The 15,581-nt window shown below is 42.0% G+C and carries 14 protein-coding genes and 1 other RNA gene; 14 read left to right on the forward strand and 1 reads right to left on the reverse strand.

What is annotated here, in order from left to right; genetic code table 11:
• Positions 1–3: 3 nt before the first annotated feature.
• From GXP22_00945 to GXP22_00955, 3 genes are read left to right on the forward strand one after another with little or no spacing between them, the layout of a single operon-like run.
• Positions 4–684: a hypothetical protein gene (locus GXP22_00945; GenBank protein ID NOX08053.1), complete on the forward strand. Its 681-nt coding sequence runs from the start codon at positions 4–6 to the stop codon at positions 682–684.
• 11 nt (positions 685–695) lie between these two features.
• Positions 696–2,339, forward strand: a complete 1,644-nt coding sequence (gene pgi / locus GXP22_00950) for a glucose-6-phosphate isomerase (GenBank protein ID NOX08054.1) — start codon at positions 696–698, stop codon at positions 2,337–2,339.
• A gap of 43 nt (positions 2,340–2,382) precedes the next feature.
• Complete coding sequence (locus GXP22_00955; GenBank protein NOX08055.1) at positions 2,383–2,865, forward strand: hypothetical protein; 483 nt, start codon at positions 2,383–2,385, stop codon at positions 2,863–2,865.
• On the opposite strand, the gene GXP22_00960 is transcribed toward GXP22_00955, so the two are convergent.
• On the reverse strand, positions 2,866–5,523 hold the full coding sequence (locus tag GXP22_00960; protein NOX08056.1) for a response regulator: 2,658 nt from the start codon (positions 5,521–5,523) through the stop codon (positions 2,866–2,868).
• Between the two features lie 168 nt (positions 5,524–5,691).
• Between GXP22_00960 and rnpB the strand changes: the two genes are divergently transcribed.
• The 11 genes from rnpB to GXP22_01015 all read left to right on the forward strand — a co-directional run bounded on the left by rnpB (position 5,692) and on the right by GXP22_01015 (position 15,572).
• Positions 5,692–6,065: RNase P RNA component class A (gene rnpB / locus GXP22_00965), an RNA gene on the forward strand.
• A 29-nt stretch (positions 6,066–6,094) separates the two neighbouring features.
• A complete protein-coding gene (miaB, locus tag GXP22_00970) occupies positions 6,095–7,459 on the forward strand; it encodes a tRNA (N6-isopentenyl adenosine(37)-C2)-methylthiotransferase MiaB (GenBank protein ID NOX08057.1) in 1,365 nt (454 codons plus the stop codon).
• Complete coding sequence (locus GXP22_00975) at positions 7,452–8,426, forward strand: PhoH family protein (protein NOX08058.1); 975 nt, start codon at positions 7,452–7,454, stop codon at positions 8,424–8,426. The genes miaB and GXP22_00975 overlap by 8 nt, the downstream gene beginning before the upstream one ends.
• A gap of 3 nt (positions 8,427–8,429) precedes the next feature.
• Positions 8,430–8,882 carry an rRNA maturation RNase YbeY gene (gene ybeY / locus GXP22_00980; GenBank protein ID NOX08059.1) on the forward strand — a complete coding sequence of 151 codons (453 nt, stop codon included), beginning with the start codon at positions 8,430–8,432 and terminating at the stop codon, positions 8,880–8,882.
• Between the two features lie 122 nt (positions 8,883–9,004).
• Positions 9,005–9,847, forward strand: coding sequence for a CBS domain-containing protein (locus tag GXP22_00985; GenBank protein NOX08060.1), 843 nt, complete (start codon positions 9,005–9,007; stop codon positions 9,845–9,847).
• A gap of 189 nt (positions 9,848–10,036) precedes the next feature.
• Positions 10,037–10,459, forward strand: a complete 423-nt coding sequence (locus GXP22_00990) for a hypothetical protein (GenBank protein NOX08061.1) — start codon at positions 10,037–10,039, stop codon at positions 10,457–10,459.
• A 109-nt stretch (positions 10,460–10,568) separates the two neighbouring features.
• The gene (locus GXP22_00995; GenBank protein NOX08062.1) at positions 10,569–10,820 is read left to right on the forward strand and encodes a hypothetical protein; all 252 of its coding nucleotides are present in this window, start codon (positions 10,569–10,571) and stop codon (positions 10,818–10,820) included.
• Between the two features lie 122 nt (positions 10,821–10,942).
• A complete protein-coding gene (locus tag GXP22_01000; protein ID NOX08063.1) occupies positions 10,943–11,551 on the forward strand; it encodes a hypothetical protein in 609 nt (202 codons plus the stop codon).
• Between the two features lie 114 nt (positions 11,552–11,665).
• Complete coding sequence (locus GXP22_01005; protein NOX08064.1) at positions 11,666–13,852, forward strand: site-specific DNA-methyltransferase; 2,187 nt, start codon at positions 11,666–11,668, stop codon at positions 13,850–13,852.
• Complete coding sequence (locus GXP22_01010; GenBank protein NOX08065.1) at positions 13,849–14,745, forward strand: DUF488 domain-containing protein; 897 nt, start codon at positions 13,849–13,851, stop codon at positions 14,743–14,745. The genes GXP22_01005 and GXP22_01010 overlap by 4 nt, the downstream gene beginning before the upstream one ends.
• 5 nt (positions 14,746–14,750) lie before the next feature.
• On the forward strand, positions 14,751–15,572 hold the full coding sequence (locus GXP22_01015; protein NOX08066.1) for a hypothetical protein: 822 nt from the start codon (positions 14,751–14,753) through the stop codon (positions 15,570–15,572).
• Positions 15,573–15,581: the final 9 nt, after the last annotated feature.

Genomic DNA, 15,581 nt, shown 5'->3' on the forward strand with positions numbered 1-15,581 from the left:
ATCATGCATGCGGTTATTCGTATACTCTGTTTATTGGTGTTTGCGGTTTCTGTGGTTTACGGCAATGTTGCCAGTTTATTATTGGCTTTTTTAATCTTATTATCTTTATATCGACCCAATAAAAATTTGAGCTGGAAAACAGCCTGGCATTATCTACGCCAGATTCGTTGGCTGTTGTTAACTATTATATTACTGTATTCCTGGGCCACACCGGGTCAGCCCCTGTTTCTTCAGTATGCCAGTTATTCACCTTCACAAGAGGGTGTCCTGTTGGGGGTTGAACGAGGTATCAGTCTGATATTTCTATTGGCTGCTGTTTATTGGGTGTTGAATAGTATGTCTCGTCAGGAGCTTCTGGCAGCACTTCTTTTTTTATTGCGTGTTCTGCCCTTGTCGGTAGAGACAAGAACCCGAATTGCTGTCAGGGTCATGTTGAGCCTTGAATTATTACCGCAGGTTCGAGATTATGTGAGTGACGCAATGCAAAAAATATCCGCTGCTAAAAAAAGTCGCTGGTATCAGGCTTCCTGGTTAGCGGATGTTTTTGAAAAATTATTACTGGAAATGGAACAAAAAGAACCAACATGGATTGAATTACCGGGGCAACAGGCAATTCCTTTGATACAATGGGGTTATCCTCTGCTACTGGGCGTTCTGTTCTGGATGTTGAGGTCTTATTTATAGAGGATATTGATATGTCTTTATTGACACAGTCCGGTTCGTGGCAGGCCCTTGCGGATCATTACTATGAAGTTCGCAATATTCATATGCGGGATCTTTTTGCGCAGGATAGTTCTCGTTTTGATCAATTCTCCCTTACTGTTAATGATATTCTTCTGGATTATTCCAAAAACCTGATTACTGCAGAAACGTTGGCATTACTGATGGATCTGGCGCACGAACAAGGCATTTTAGAGTCCGTGAAAGAGTTGTTTGAGGGAGGTGAGGTCAATAAAACAGAACATCGTCCTGCGCTTCATACCGCCTTGCGTAACCGTTCTAATTACCCTGTTAAGGTGAATGGCAAGGATGTAATGCCTGATGTTAATCGGGTTCTTGAACAAATGCGGGGTTTTACCGAACAACTGCGTAACGGTCAGTGGTGTGGTTATACGGGCAAGCCAATCAGGGATGTGGTTAATATTGGTATCGGTGGCTCTGATCTTGGGCCATTAATGGCAACGGAGGCACTGCGTGCCTATGGTCATAAGAATTTGAATGTACACTTTGTTTCCAGTGTGGATAGTGAAGATATTGCTCAGGTATTTCAGTATCTGAATCCAGAGACGACACTCTTTATTGTCTCATCCAAGACCTTTACTACGATGGAAACCATGACCAATGCCCGAACAGCACGCGCCTGGATGCTTGAACAGTCGGGTGGCAAGGAGTTTTATCGTCGGCATTTTGTGGCGGTGACTACCGAAGCTGAGGCGGCAATGGCATTTGGTATTCATGAAGAAAATATTTTTGAATTCTGGGATTGGGTCGGGGGACGTTATTCACTTTGTTCAGCTATTGGTCTGTCGTTGGCTATCTTTATAGGGATGGATCAGTTTGAAGAGATGTTGATGGGGGCGCATGAGATGGATGAGCATTTTCGTAATGCCCCATTGGCTGAGAATATCCCCGTTATTCTGGCAATGATCGGGGTCTGGTATACCAACTTTTTGGGGATGCAGACTCATGTCGTGTTACCTTATGACCAATGCCTGCACCGTTTCCCCGCTTTTCTGCAACAGGGTGATATGGAGAGTAATGGTAAGCGGGTGAGTGCCGATGGAAAAGTACTGGATTATGATACCGGTCCGATTATCTGGGGTGAATTAGGTACCAGTGGTCAGCATGCCTTTTATCAATTGATTCATCAGGGTACGCGCCTGATTTCTGCTGATCTTATGGCAGCCTGTCATAGTCATAATGACCTGGGAGAGCACCACAAGGTTCTTTTATCTAATTTCTTTGCTCAGGGTGAGGCCTTGATGCGAGGTAAGACAGAAGCAGAGGCACGCAGCGAGATGGAACAGGCAGGGTTGGATGAGGTGCGTATTGAGGAGTTGTTGCCACATAAAGTTTTTCCCGGTAATCGACCGTGTAATATGTTTATGTATGATCGCCTGACACCGCGTATCCTGGGTAATCTTGTTGCCCTGTACGAACACAAGGTATTTGTTCAGGGCAGGATATGGGGTGTGGATTCGTTTGATCAGTGGGGTGTTGAGTTAGGCAAGCAATTAGCAACCACCATCCTCGGTGAACTGGATCAAAATGTGGCGGATAATGTTCATGATAGTTCGACTAATGGACTCATGCAGTTTTATCGTTCACAATTAAGCTAAAGGACGGGCAGGATGCCCGTTTGATATTAACAAGGAGGTATCGATGAAACCCTGGCCTATCGTTGATCAAAGTCAGTTGCTGCAAGAAGATTTCTTTCAGGGACTTAAATATTTTCATAGTCAGGACTGGCTCACAGCCCTGTCCTATTTTCGTTCTATCTACCACCTGGTATCAAAGGATGACACTTTTCGTTGTCGTTATATGTCGTATTATGGTCTGGTGCAAATCTATCTGGGTAATATCGAGGGGATACAGCTCTGTCGTCGTGCAGCCTGCGGGGAAATGATGGATGCTGGGGTATTTTGTAATCTTGTTATGGCCGAGCTCGAGTTAGACCATCGACATAATGCCTATAAGGCCTTATGCCAAGGGCTGGATATTGATCAACGCCATCCTGGGTTGAATCGTATGCAGTTAAAGATGGGAATGCGCAGGTCAGTTGTTGTTCCCTTTTTGAAGAGGCGGCACTGGATTAACCGTTTACTGGGGCGGTTAATGTACAGGTTATTTAATAATCGCTTTTGATTACTCTTTGTTGAGTAATTCACTGATTGTTTGTAATAAAATATCTGAGTTATAAGGTTTGGATAATAAACTGTTTTTAAGTGTTTCATCTACTGTAGATGGATGATGATTATCTGCAAAGCCACTGGCTAACTGAATTATAATATCCGGGTATTTTTCTTTAACTATAGCGGCGAGTTGATAGCCATCTTTTTCAGGCATGATAATGTCGCTTAATAATAAATCAACTTTATTATGTTCAAGGATATGGAGTGCATTTTTAACGCTATTAGCTGATAAGACATTAAAGCCATGCTTGTTCAATAGGGTGCTACAAAACTCAAGTAAGTCGGGTTCATCGTCTACCACGAGAATTGTTTCACTACCGATAATTTCTGAGGCGGTGTCTCTTTTGATTGATACGGGGGGTTTATTGCCTTCATGATGGCGTGGAAAATATAGCATCTGTCGTGTACCGTGCCCTAATTCGGAATAGAGTTTGATTACGCCATGGCTGCGCCGCACAAAACCATAAACCTGACTTAATCCTAAGCCCGTTCCTTTTTCCCCTTTAGTTGAAAAAAACGGGTCATATATTTTATTTTTTATTTGTGGGTCGATGCCGCAGCCCGTATCGCTAATGCTCAGTGAAACATAGTCACCAGCTGTCATTTTCAGGGTGTTTGCATCTATGGTATCAATTTTTTCATTACGGGTACGAATAATTAGATGACCGCTCTCTTTCATTGCATGCATTGCATTTATGCTGATATTTAGAATGGCATCTATTGTGTCGCCTTCATTCAGACGAACTGACCATAAGTCTTCTCCCAGATCAAATTCCAGATTAATACGTGCAGTTAACGTTTTTTGTAACATTAGCTGTTGATTAAGTAAAATATTATTGAGGTTTAACAGGGTGATGTCAGACTTTTTGTGACGTGAGAAATCCAGTAATTTTTTAGTTAGTGCTGCTCCACGTTCGGCAGAGTGTTTTATTGTATCGACAAATTTTAAAAGTTTAGGTTGATCCTTTAATTCATCTTTTAATAAGTCGCTATATCCAATAATAACGCCGAGCATATTGTTATAATCATGTGCAACACCACCTGTAAGTTTGCCTAAAGCATCCATTTTCATTGCCTGGCGATATTGTTCTTCTGCTAATTTGCGTTTGGTGACATCGCTAAAAATGAGTATCATGCCAAGGATAATATCGTCTTCATTGAGTATTGCTGCTGCCGAATCTTCTATCTTGTATTCAATGCCATCTTTGGATATTAGCGTGGTGAGGTTATTGAGATAAATGGTTTGGCCTGTTGCCAGCACCTTGTCTACCGGATTTTCAATGAGTTTTCGGCTCAATTCATCAATAATAATAAATATATTTCTTATCGGTTGACCATGGGCTTCTTTAAAGTTCCAACCGGTTAATTTTTGTGCGGCTGGATTCATGCGTGTGATATTGCCTTTCTCATCTGTTGCAATAACCCCATCACCAATACTGTTGAGCGTAATATCTAACCTTTTCTCGCGATCTTTTAATTCATCTGTTATCCGCTTAATATTGGTTTTCATTTGATTGAATGCAATAACAAGTGTGTTGAACGCACCTTGCCTTTTGCTTTCTGCTAATGGTGGCCCCGAATAAATGCCTTGTGATATTGCATCAGCCTGAGTTGCTATTTTTGATAAGTTTCGGGTAAAGATGATAACAATCCGGTAAGCGATGAATGTAGATAGTGCCGCAATAATGGTACCAATAACTAATAATAGTTGTTTTAGATCGGTTACAGGGGCTGTTATTTTATCTACGGGTGCGATGGCAATAATACCCCAATCGAGTGCTTGATTTATACCAAATTCAGGCATGTCTGAATAACCGGCGATAATCTTTGTACCTGTTATATCGGTATAAGTGATATTTTCTCTATACTCCTGAGTGGCAAAGGTGTCGAGTAATTCGGGTCGCACTGTTAAATCAGGTAAGTTGTCAAGAAATTCTACTGAGGGGTCATCGGATATAATGACCTTGCCATTATTATTAACGATATAGATATATTTTTTACCGGCAATGCTATTGTTAAATGAGGAAAGCATCCGAGCTATATTTTTCAGATTTATTTCCAGTGTTAGTAGACCGATTAATTGAGTATTCGAGTCATCAGTAATAGGTGTGATAACGAGGATGCCGGGGCCAGCATCTAAAATAGTTGCCTCTGAAATATAAACGTCTCCTTGAGAACCTTTACTCGATAAAGTGTATAGGGTTTCAAATATATGGTGTGTTTTCCAGAATAACTGCCCCTGTTCATTTTGCATCCCTGAACTGGCAATGATTTTCCCGTCTGGATTTAATATATCTATATCATTAATCCATTTATTTGCTGCTACTATTTCAGTTGCATACTGAATTTTAGCAGTGATGTCACCACTTTCCAGGACATCTGCTTGAGAAATTATTTTTGCATCAGTTATTCGTTCAATAATGAAAGTATTAATATCGTAAGCAATAAGGGCTGATTTCTCCTCTAATTGATTTCTAATAATTTCTGTTAATGCGTGAGATGAACTGTATAGACTTATTGTTGCAAATATAGCAAGAGGAATAATTACTGCTAGTACCGCCGTAATAGCGATTATTGACTCCTGTGATAGGGTTTTGACTTTATTTTCCATGACAGAGTTGCTCCATGATAGGCGTTACTGACAGTAACATGATTTTTAAGGTAATTAAACCATCGTGCTGTGCTTATACCGGGTAATGTTTTTCATTATGTTTTTTATGAGCTTACATTGGTTCGAATACACTTCATGTAATGTTATTCATGTTACAATGGCACCCGAAGAGTTAGCTGGACAATCGCGCTGTGACTATGATTTAGTGGCAGGGAGGAAAGTCCGGGCTCCAATGGGCAGGGTGCCAGGTAACGCCTGGGAGGCGAAAGTCTACGGAAAGTGCAGCAGAAAATAAACCGCCAGCCTGTTTTACAGGCGGGTAAGGGTGAAATGGTGCGGTAAGAGCGCACCGCATGGGTGGTAACATTCCATGGTATGGTAAACCCCACCTGGAGCAAGACCAAATAGGGGGGCAGAGATACCTCGGTATTTCAGATATGGCCCGTATCGTCCCCGGGTAGGTCGCTTGAGGAATACGGTGACGTATATCCCAGATGAATGATTGTCCTCGACAAAACCCGGCTTACAGGCTGGCTCTTCACTTAATTTTTATTGAGAGATTGATTGTTATATGAGCGGAAAGTTATTTATTAAGACCTTTGGTTGTCAGATGAATGAGTATGATTCAGCCAAAATCTCTGATGTATTGCTGGAATCACATGGACTACAGTTGACCCGGGATGAAATGGATGCGGATGTATTGTTGTTAAATACCTGTTCCATTCGGGAAAAGGCTCAGGAAAAGGTGTTCTCTCAATTGGGTCAGTGGCGTGAACTTAAAGAAAAACGTCCTGAACTGGTGCTCGGTGTCGGTGGTTGTGTCGCCAGTCAGGAAGGTGATGCCTTGCGCCTGCGTGCCCCCTATGTTGATATCATTTTTGGCCCACAGACTCTGCATCGCCTGCCGGAGATGCTCAAGCAGGTCTATGCACAGAAAAAGCCGGTAACGGATGTCTCCTTTCCCGAGATTGAGAAGTTTGATTCTTTGCCTGCCCCGAAGGCCGATGGCCCCAGTGCCTTTTTGTCGATCATGGAGGGTTGCAGTAAATACTGTAGTTTCTGTGTCGTTCCTTACACTCGTGGTGAAGAAGTTAGTCGTCCTTTTGATGATATTATTGCCGAGGCCGTTGCCTTGTCAGAACAGGGGGTGCGTGAAATTAACCTGCTGGGACAGAATGTAAATGCCTATCGTGGCATTATGCATGATGATGAAGAGGCTGATCTGGCATTACTGATTCGTTATGTTGCCGCTATTGATGGCATTGATCGTGTGCGTTATACCACCTCACATCCAATGGAAATGACGGATAGTTTGATTCAAGCCTATGAGGATGTGCCGGAGCTGGTGAGTCATCTGCATCTTCCAGTACAGAGTGGTTCTGATCGTATCCTCGCTGCCATGAAGCGTAATCATACCTGTCTGGAATATAAGTCCTTAATTCGTCGCCTGCGTGCAGCAAGACCGGGTATTAGTCTATCGAGTGATTTTATTATTGGTTTTCCAGGCGAGACGGAACAAGACTTTAATGACACCATGAAATTGATCGATGAGATGGGTTTTGATCACTCCTTTAGTTTTATCTATAGTGCTCGTCCGGGTACACCGGCTGCGGCATTGGATGATGATATATCGTTGCCGACCAAGAAGGCACGTCTGGCACAGCTACAAACCCGTATTAGTGAATCGTCCGCAGCAATTAGTAAGGCGATGATTGGTTCGGTGCAACGTGTATTAGTGGAAAGGCTGTCACGCAAGAATATTGCTGAAATGGCGGGTCGAACCGAGAATAACCGGGTGGTCAATTTTGCCGCAGAGCAGGGTATCAAGGGCTTGTTTGCCGAGGTGCGTATCACTGAAGCACTACCTAATTCTTTGCGTGGTGAGTTGATCTCGGTTGAACAGGCAACGACAAACAAGACGGTTCATTATGCCTGAACAGGTATCGGTTGATTTTGTACTGGAACCAAACGACACCCGTCGTTTAGCGAGTCTTTGTGGCCATCTGGATGATCACATTCGGCAGATCGAGACCCGCCTGGGTATCGAGATCAATAATCGGGGTAATCAGTTCCGGGTGATTGGTGATGAAGGTATTATCCATGAGGCAGTGAGTCTGTTGAAGTCGCTTTATAATGAGACTGCTTCTCATGAATTGAATGCGGAAAAGATCCATCTGTCATTACAGCAGTCCAGTTTTGAGGCATTGACGGATGAGGATGATGACAAGGATGCGGCACAATGGACGGTGACTACCCGTCGAGGCAAGGTACAGGGACGTGGCCCGAATCAAAAGGCCTATGTGCGTAAGATACTCACCCATGATATTAATTTTGGTGTTGGCCCTGCCGGAACGGGCAAGACCTATCTTGCCGTTGCTTGTGCTGTGCAAGCTTTGGAAAGGGAAGAAGTCGGACGCATTATGTTGGTACGGCCTGCGGTTGAGGCGGGTGAACGACTGGGCTTTTTACCGGGTGATCTGAGCCAAAAGGTTGATCCCTATCTACGACCTTTATACGATGCGCTGTATGAGATGATGGGCTTTGAACGGGTTGAGCGGTTACTGGAAAAACAGGTGATCGAAATCGCGCCATTAGCTTTTATGCGTGGTCGAACACTGAATGATTCGTTTATCATCCTGGATGAAGCGCAAAATACTACGCACGAACAGATGAAAATGTTTTTAACCCGTATTGGCTTTGGTTCTACTGCGGTTATTACCGGTGATATTACCCAGATTGATCTTCCTCGTGCCTCGGATTCGGGGCTTGAACAGGCGACACATATCCTGAGTGGTGTAGAGGGTATCAGCTTTACCTTTTTTAATAGTCGGGATGTGGTGCGGCACCCTCTGGTTCAGCGTATTGTGCGCGCGTATGCCAGCTATGATCTACCGGCTAAATAGCTTATGTCATCTGATATTGTGGTTGAGGTTCAGCGTGTGCTGGACGCTATTGATCTGCCATCGGATGAACAGTTAAAGGTTTGGGTGGATGCGGGAGTTGATCAAAAATATTCTGGTTATGAGATGGTGATTCGTATTGTCGATGAAACAGAGAGCGCCTCACTGAATGATCGTTATCGTCATAAGTCAGGTGCAACCAATGTATTGAGCTTTACGGCTGATATACCCGAAGGAGTTGATCTACCCTTGTTAGGTGATCTGGTAATCTGTGCGCCGGTGGTTGCTCAGGAAGCAAAGGAACAGATGAAAGGTTTATCGGCACACTGGGCGCACATGGTGGTTCATGGTGCCTTACATTTACAGGGTTATGATCATCAGGATGAGGAAGAGGCTCAAGTCATGGAATTGATTGAACGAGAGGTTTTGGAGGGTTTGGGTTTTGCTGATCCTTATTGATGCAGAATATGGATGCATCCATGTAGGGTGCGCACTGCGCACCAGATGTTTTTTTGATAATGAGAGTGAAGTCTGGTCATGGGTAGAACAGTAATGATTACAGGTCAACCGTTAGAGGGGTTATGAAGAAACATCGAAGTAGGCAGGCAGTATCAAAAATCAGATTGTGGATTGAACGCTTGATCCAGGTGTTGCTGGGAGGCCCCGGCAGTCGTGAAAGTCTGTTATCGATACTGCGTAGCGCACACCATAAAGATTTGTTTGATGCCGATGCATTAGCCATGATCGAAGGCGTATTGCAGGTATCCGAGATGCAGGTGCGGGATATTATGATTCCCCGATCACAGATGATTGTGGTTTTGCGTGATGATGACATCAAGGAGTCTTTGCCACAGATTATTGAATCAGGTCATTCACGTTTTCCAGTGATAGGGGATAGTCGTGACAAGGTGGTGGGAATTTTACTGGCGAAAGATCTGTTACATGAATATGCAGAGAACGAGACCCGTTTTGATATGCATGATGTTTTGCGTCCTGCTGTTTTTGTACCCGAGAGTAAACGCCTGAATGTGTTGTTGAAAGAATTCAGGGTGAGTCGGAACCATATCGCTATTGTGGTGGATGAGTATGGTGGTGTTGCTGGCATGGTGACGATTGAAGATGTGCTGGAGCAGATTGTTGGTGAGATCGAGGATGAGCATGATGTTGAAGATGTGAACTCAATCTTCAAACATAGTGATAGCAATTACACGCTGAAGGCATTAACCACGATTGAAGATTTTAATGCCTATTTCGAGACCGATTTTGTCGATGATGAGTACGACACCATTGCCGGTATGATGATGCGAGAGCTGGGTTGCCTACCTAAGCGTGGGGATACCGTGACTAAAGGCAAGTATAGCTTTAAGGTGTTACGTGCTGATAATCGTAGAGTGCATGTGGTGCGGTTGACGTTGGGGGTTTGAGTATGCGACTGGAAAGACAAGAGATAACGATGACGAGCTCTCAAAATACTTGCTCTATCTGTGGTGAAGGATCTTTGTGCCTACCAAGGGTGGGTATATGATGTAGCATGTTTGAATAGCAGATATAAATGCAGGATGAATTAGAGGAAGTATGATATTTGGTTATGTGACTGTTAGTATTAAAAAATTATGATGAAAAATTGTTTAAACTGTCATTTCTTATGCGATTCATACCGTGAAGAAAATTCAGGGTGTGAATTAAAATTTTCTTTGAAGCAAGAATTGCGTGAATCACTAAAAAACAATCCAGTAGGTTATGATAGAGGATGGCATACATTACAATGTCACATGGGAGTATGGGACGAAGGAGTCTCTCCTGTAGCTAAAGGTGAAGATACGATACTTTTTTCCCAAGATCGAGGCTATAGTTGTTTTTTTATTCCATATCGTAAATCTATGCTTTTTCCGGCTGCAATTGAAATTCAAAAACGAGAAGAAGAAAATAGGTGGCTCAAAAGAACCAGTACTTATACAGTAATAGGTTTATGGTTAGCGGGTATAGGGTTGATACTCAATGCTCTCGTCGCAATATACCAGGCAATAAAATGCTAACAAGAAGTTCCAGGCGGACAATTGACATCGAGGTTCGTTTGGCTACGCCAAGCCTCCCTCTCTGTCAATTCCCGCTGAGCTAGTCGTTAGGCTACAAAAGGAAAATGAAATGGGTGAAAAAATAGATTATCAAAATATATCTGAAGTCGCTTATACAGATAGCAAGGAAAAAGCAAATGCCTACTTACAATTAAGTTGGGTAATGCTTAATATAGAAAGTACGCAATATTCCGAGCATGGCTGGAACACTTCATTTGTTTTTGGTTGGTTAAAAAATAATGGTGAAATAAAATATCCAGAAAAAAGTAAATGGGAAAAAAATATGGAAGAAGAAAAAGAAGATGAGTCCATACCATTTTAAAATAATTCAAAGATTTAACAAGAAAAATCAACTTCGCTTGTTCCACACGCCAGTCGTGCAAAAAGTCACGTGCTGCCTATTAAAAATATTATGTTTCTAGTGGGTTTTGACGTAGGTAAATAATGAATAACGTAACTTCTGATTTTCAAATAGGTATTAGTTACACAACGGATATACCTGAAGAAATGGTCGCTGGTTTTGAATCAGCAATTGCGATCACAGGTTTAGATATAAAATCAGAAGCTAGAGAAGTAGATTCATATGCAGGAGTTGAATGGCTGGTGCCTACAGCAGTAATTGTTTTTATCGGGAAATCATATTTCGACGGGTTTCTAAAGGAGATGGGGAAGGAACATTACCACCTTTTTAAAAAATATATAGTTACACTGTGGGAACACTTTTTTGGTCAAGATAGAGCCGTTAAATATAATCGGGTAAGCACCAAAGGAAAAATATTGTCACTAGATAAATATTCTCCAATATTCTCAATAATGACGGACTTGCTGCCGGGTTACCGAATTAAATATTTATTACAAGATGATATATCACAAGCAGAATACCAAAATGCGATCGAGGAATTCTTCTCATTTCTTGAAGAGCTTGATTTTGGGGTGCTAAATAAAAATATAAAAGGGCAACTTGAAAACGCAAGATCACTTGGTGGTATTATTCTTCTTACATATGAAGAAGGTGCGTTAAAAGTGCTAAATCCAGTATCAAGAAATGAGTAAGATAAAGAAGCATCAAAAATACGTGGATGCGATTGTTTTAGTAATCTTGAAAAGACAATGTCCAGGATGCCATGAAAAATATAACAGCCTGATAATAATCTATAAAGGAATACAATGAAGCTGACTGATAACGAGATCAGGGATATCAATCGTCATCTTGAGACGGGTAAGCCGTTGCCGGAGAAGTATCGGTTTTTGCTGTTCGAGGACAAGAAAGAAGTCGAGCTGGTGTGGAATGGCAAGAGTGGTGATGTCTGTAATGTGGTGTTACCGTTCCAGGTGATTGAGCAGGTGGATGAGCCTCGGGCGGAAGCGGTTGTTGAATTGCAATCGGATTTGTTTGATATACAGACAGGTCGGCAGGTTACTGGCTGGAACAACAAGTTAATCTGGGGTGATAACAAGTTGATCTTGTCGTCCCTGAAAAATGGGCCGTTGCGAGAGGAGATTGAGGCGCAGGGTGGTATTAAGCTGATCTACATTGACCCACCGTTTGATGTGGGGGCGGATTTCAGTATGGATATTGAGATCGGTGGTGAGACGCTGACCAAAAAACCCAATGTACTGGAGGAGATTGCCTATCGGGATACCTGGGGCAAGGGGGCGGATTCATTTATTAGTATGATCTATGAACGGCTAGTGTTGATGCGCGATCTATTGGCAGAGGATGGCAGTATCTATGTGCATTGTGATTGGCGGGTGAATAGTTATATTCGATTGGTCTTGGATGAGGTGTTTGGGAAGAAATATTTTAGGAATGAGGTTGTTTGGAAAAGGCAATCACCTAGTAGCAGTAAAGCAAGAGCAAAAAAATTCAGTGCGGATCACGATACAATTTTGGTTTTTTCTAAAAATGAAAGCCCATTATTTCATCCAATATATGGGGAATATCCAAAAGAAGAAATAGAAAAAAGATTTCGTCAATCTGATCAACGAGGAAGATACAAGGATGCCGAGTTAGCCACATATTCAAAAGAAACATTTGAAAGATTAAAGAAAGAAGGTAGATTGATTGTTACAAAAGGGGGGAAATATCGATATAAAATTTATCTTCGTGATATCAAAGGTGTATTGATTGATACTTTATGGATAAATATACCACCAGTCAATTCTCAGGCAATAGAGTCTACTGGTTATGCAACCCAAAAACCCGAAGCTCTGTTAGAACGCATCATCAAAGCCTCCTCTAATGAAGGCGACATCATTGCTGATTTCTTTTGTGGCTCTGGTACCACTGCCGCCGTTGCCGAAAAGCTGGGTCGCAAATGGATCGTCTCCGATCTCGGAAAATTCGCCATCCATACCACCCGTAAGCGTATGATCGGCGTACAGCGTCAACTAAAGGCTGAGGACAAAAGCTGGCGCGCTTTCGAGATTCTTAATCTGGGTAAATATGAACGCCAGCACTATATTGGCATTAATCCTGATCTGCGCGAAGAGGAAAAGCAACAACAACTGGAGGCCAAAGAGAAGGATTTCCTGAATCTTATCCTCCATGCCTATCGTGCTGAGGCAGTAAATCAGTTTAATAGCTTTCAGGGTAAGAAGGCAGGCAGACTGGTGGCAGTGGGGCCGGTTAATCTGCCGGTGACGCGTTTGTTTGTCGAAGAGGTTATTCTGGAGTGTCGACAGAAGCATATTACCAAGGTGGATATCCTGGGTTTTGAGTTTGAGATGGGGCTGTTTCCCAATATTCAGGAAGAGGCGAAGGGTAAGGGAATCGATCTTGCGATGAAATACATCCCACGTGATGTATTTGATAAGCGGGCAATCGAGAAGAACCAGGTGGTATTCCATGATGTGTCGTTTATTGAGGTGAAGCCGCACCTGGGTAAGGGCAAGAATAAGCACCAGATTGCCATTGAACTAACTGATTTCTCAGTATTTTATTCCCAGGATGCAGCAAGTGCCGATACCAGCCTGAAAAACAGGAAATCGAAGGTGATTGTGGATCAGGGTCTGGTGGTCAAGATCAGCAAGGATAAGGATGGTATTATCACTCGTGAGGTCTTGACCAAGGTATGGACGGACTGGATTGATTACTGGTCGGTGGATTTTGATTTTGAATCCAAGCAAGAGATTCTTCGGGTCAGGAATGAGGAGAGTGGTGAGACCGAGGCAGTCTGGACGGGTGATTATGTGTTTGAGAATGAGTGGCAATCCTTCCGTACCAAAAAAGACCGCTCGCTGGAACTGAAAAGTGCGTTTATGGAGTGTATGCCGGGTCGTCGGAAGGTGGCTGTGAAGGTGGTGGATATCTTTGGTAATGATACGATGAAGATTATTGAGGTGACAATATGACAGCGCTAAAGACTCCTAAATTCTATCGACAGCGTTTTTTGTTGTTATTGTTGGAAATGGCAGGAGGTTGCTTGTCGAAAATGGATTTTCAGAAATTACTATTTTTGTCACAAAAAGAAGCAGGGTTTTCGTATTACGATTTTGTTCCCTACCACTATGGCTGTTATTCTTTTCAGGCACAGTCTGATATTGAGTTGCTGGGATCATTGGGTTGGTTGGAGGAGAATTCAAAGAGTATTAATTTACTTGCGAAACCAGGTGATTGTTTAAAAAGTGGTGAGCTGGATGTGATTAATCAATTTACAAAACAATTTAAAGAATACCGTGGTCGAAAACTGGTTACTTATGTATATGAACGCTATCCTTATTATGCTACGCGTAGCAAGATTGCTACTGAGATACTGGATGAAATATCATACAGGAAGGTTAGTGCAGAAAGAAATAAGTTAATTGGTAAAGATAAAGTCATTTATACCATTGGTTATGAGGGGCTTTCGTTTGAGTCTTATGTTAATCAATTGCTTAAAAGTGATGTGCGCTTATTATGTGATGTTCGTAAAAATCCGTTAAGTCGGAAGTTTGGTTTTTCCAAGGGTGTCCTTAGCCGGCTACTGCCAAAATTGGGTGTTAATTATTTACACATACCTGATCTTGGAATACGGTCGGATATGCGTCAGGAATTAAATTCGGAAGAGGATTACAAAAAACTTTTCAGGGCTTATGTGCGGACATTGCCTCAAAAGATGGGGAGTTTGCAATTACTGAAAAGTTTACTCAATGAGCATCAAAGAATTGCACTGACCTGTTATGAAAAGGAACATCATTCTTGTCACCGTCACTGTGTTACTGACTATTTGGAGAATAAGAGTAATATCAGGGTGCGTCATATATGAGCAGGATGCGAAAAGTATTTATAACTGTTAAAACATACCCAACACTTTCAAAAAAATATGCCGAACTGGTTTGTACAGCAGGTATCCTTGATGATGGAAGTTGGGTTCGTATTTATCCATTGCCATTTAGAAAGCTGGATTATGAAAAAAGATACAAAAAATATCAATGGATGGAATTGCCGCTTATTAAAAATGAGAGTGATCCTCGTCCAGAAAGTTACAGGGTAATTGATATTGATCAAGTAAAAATAGTCGGTGATCCTGTAGATACAAAACAGGGATGGCTCGAACGAAAAAATATAGTCTTTGGCAAGAATAAGACTTATTTAGATTTGGATGATCTTATTGAGAAGGCTAGTAATAATGAGCTTTCAATGGCTGTTTTCAAGCCAACTAAAATACTGGATTTGGTGATAGAAGAAGTTGACCGTGAATGGAGTAGTGAAAGTTTGGATCTTCTTAAAGCCAAAGCTAAGCAATTATCCTTGTTTCAGACAGAAGAGGAGTTAAAAAAAGAATTTTTAATTGTTGATAAATTGCCGTACAAGTTTTCATATCGATTTGAGGATTGCAAGGGAAAGCAAAGTAAATTGATGATTGAAGACTGGGAAATAGGCATGTTGTACTGGAATTGTTTGAAACAGACAGGAAATAATGAAAGTGAAGCACTAGAACTGGTGCGAAAAAAATATATCGATGAGTTTTCTAATAAGGATTTGTTTTTATTTTTGGGTACAACCAGGCAATTCCATGGTTGGGCTAAAAATCCGTTTGTAATTATCGGGGTATTTTACCCTCCGATTGATAATCAGATTTCTTTTTTATAGGGAGGTCAA

The sequence above is a fragment of the Gammaproteobacteria bacterium genome, assembly GCA_013151035.1.
In the GTDB taxonomy this organism is placed as follows: domain Bacteria; phylum Pseudomonadota; class Gammaproteobacteria; order JAADJB01; family JAADJB01; genus JAADJB01.

What these genes read in the sequence shown, in the direction of transcription:
- GXP22_00945 (NOX08053.1), top strand. Translation starts at nt 4, where the DNA reads ATGCATGCGGTTATTCGTATACTCTGTTTATTGGTGTTTGCGGTTTCT.
- pgi (NOX08054.1), top strand. Translation starts at nt 696, where the DNA reads ATGTCTTTATTGACACAGTCCGGTTCGTGGCAGGCCCTTGCGGATCAT.
- GXP22_00955 (NOX08055.1), top strand. Translation starts at nt 2,383, where the DNA reads ATGAAACCCTGGCCTATCGTTGATCAAAGTCAGTTGCTGCAAGAAGAT.
- GXP22_00960 (NOX08056.1), bottom strand. Translation starts at nt 5,523, where the DNA reads ATGGAAAATAAAGTCAAAACCCTATCACAGGAGTCAATAATCGCTATT.
- miaB (NOX08057.1), top strand. Translation starts at nt 6,095, where the DNA reads ATGAGCGGAAAGTTATTTATTAAGACCTTTGGTTGTCAGATGAATGAG.
- GXP22_00975 (NOX08058.1), top strand. Translation starts at nt 7,452, where the DNA reads ATGCCTGAACAGGTATCGGTTGATTTTGTACTGGAACCAAACGACACC.
- ybeY (NOX08059.1), top strand. Translation starts at nt 8,430, where the DNA reads ATGTCATCTGATATTGTGGTTGAGGTTCAGCGTGTGCTGGACGCTATT.
- GXP22_00985 (NOX08060.1), top strand. Translation starts at nt 9,005, where the DNA reads ATGAAGAAACATCGAAGTAGGCAGGCAGTATCAAAAATCAGATTGTGG.
- GXP22_00990 (NOX08061.1), top strand. Translation starts at nt 10,037, where the DNA reads ATGATGAAAAATTGTTTAAACTGTCATTTCTTATGCGATTCATACCGT.
- GXP22_00995 (NOX08062.1), top strand. Translation starts at nt 10,569, where the DNA reads ATGGGTGAAAAAATAGATTATCAAAATATATCTGAAGTCGCTTATACA.
- GXP22_01000 (NOX08063.1), top strand. Translation starts at nt 10,943, where the DNA reads ATGAATAACGTAACTTCTGATTTTCAAATAGGTATTAGTTACACAACG.
- GXP22_01005 (NOX08064.1), top strand. Translation starts at nt 11,666, where the DNA reads ATGAAGCTGACTGATAACGAGATCAGGGATATCAATCGTCATCTTGAG.
- GXP22_01010 (NOX08065.1), top strand. Translation starts at nt 13,849, where the DNA reads ATGACAGCGCTAAAGACTCCTAAATTCTATCGACAGCGTTTTTTGTTG.
- GXP22_01015 (NOX08066.1), top strand. Translation starts at nt 14,751, where the DNA reads ATGCGAAAAGTATTTATAACTGTTAAAACATACCCAACACTTTCAAAA.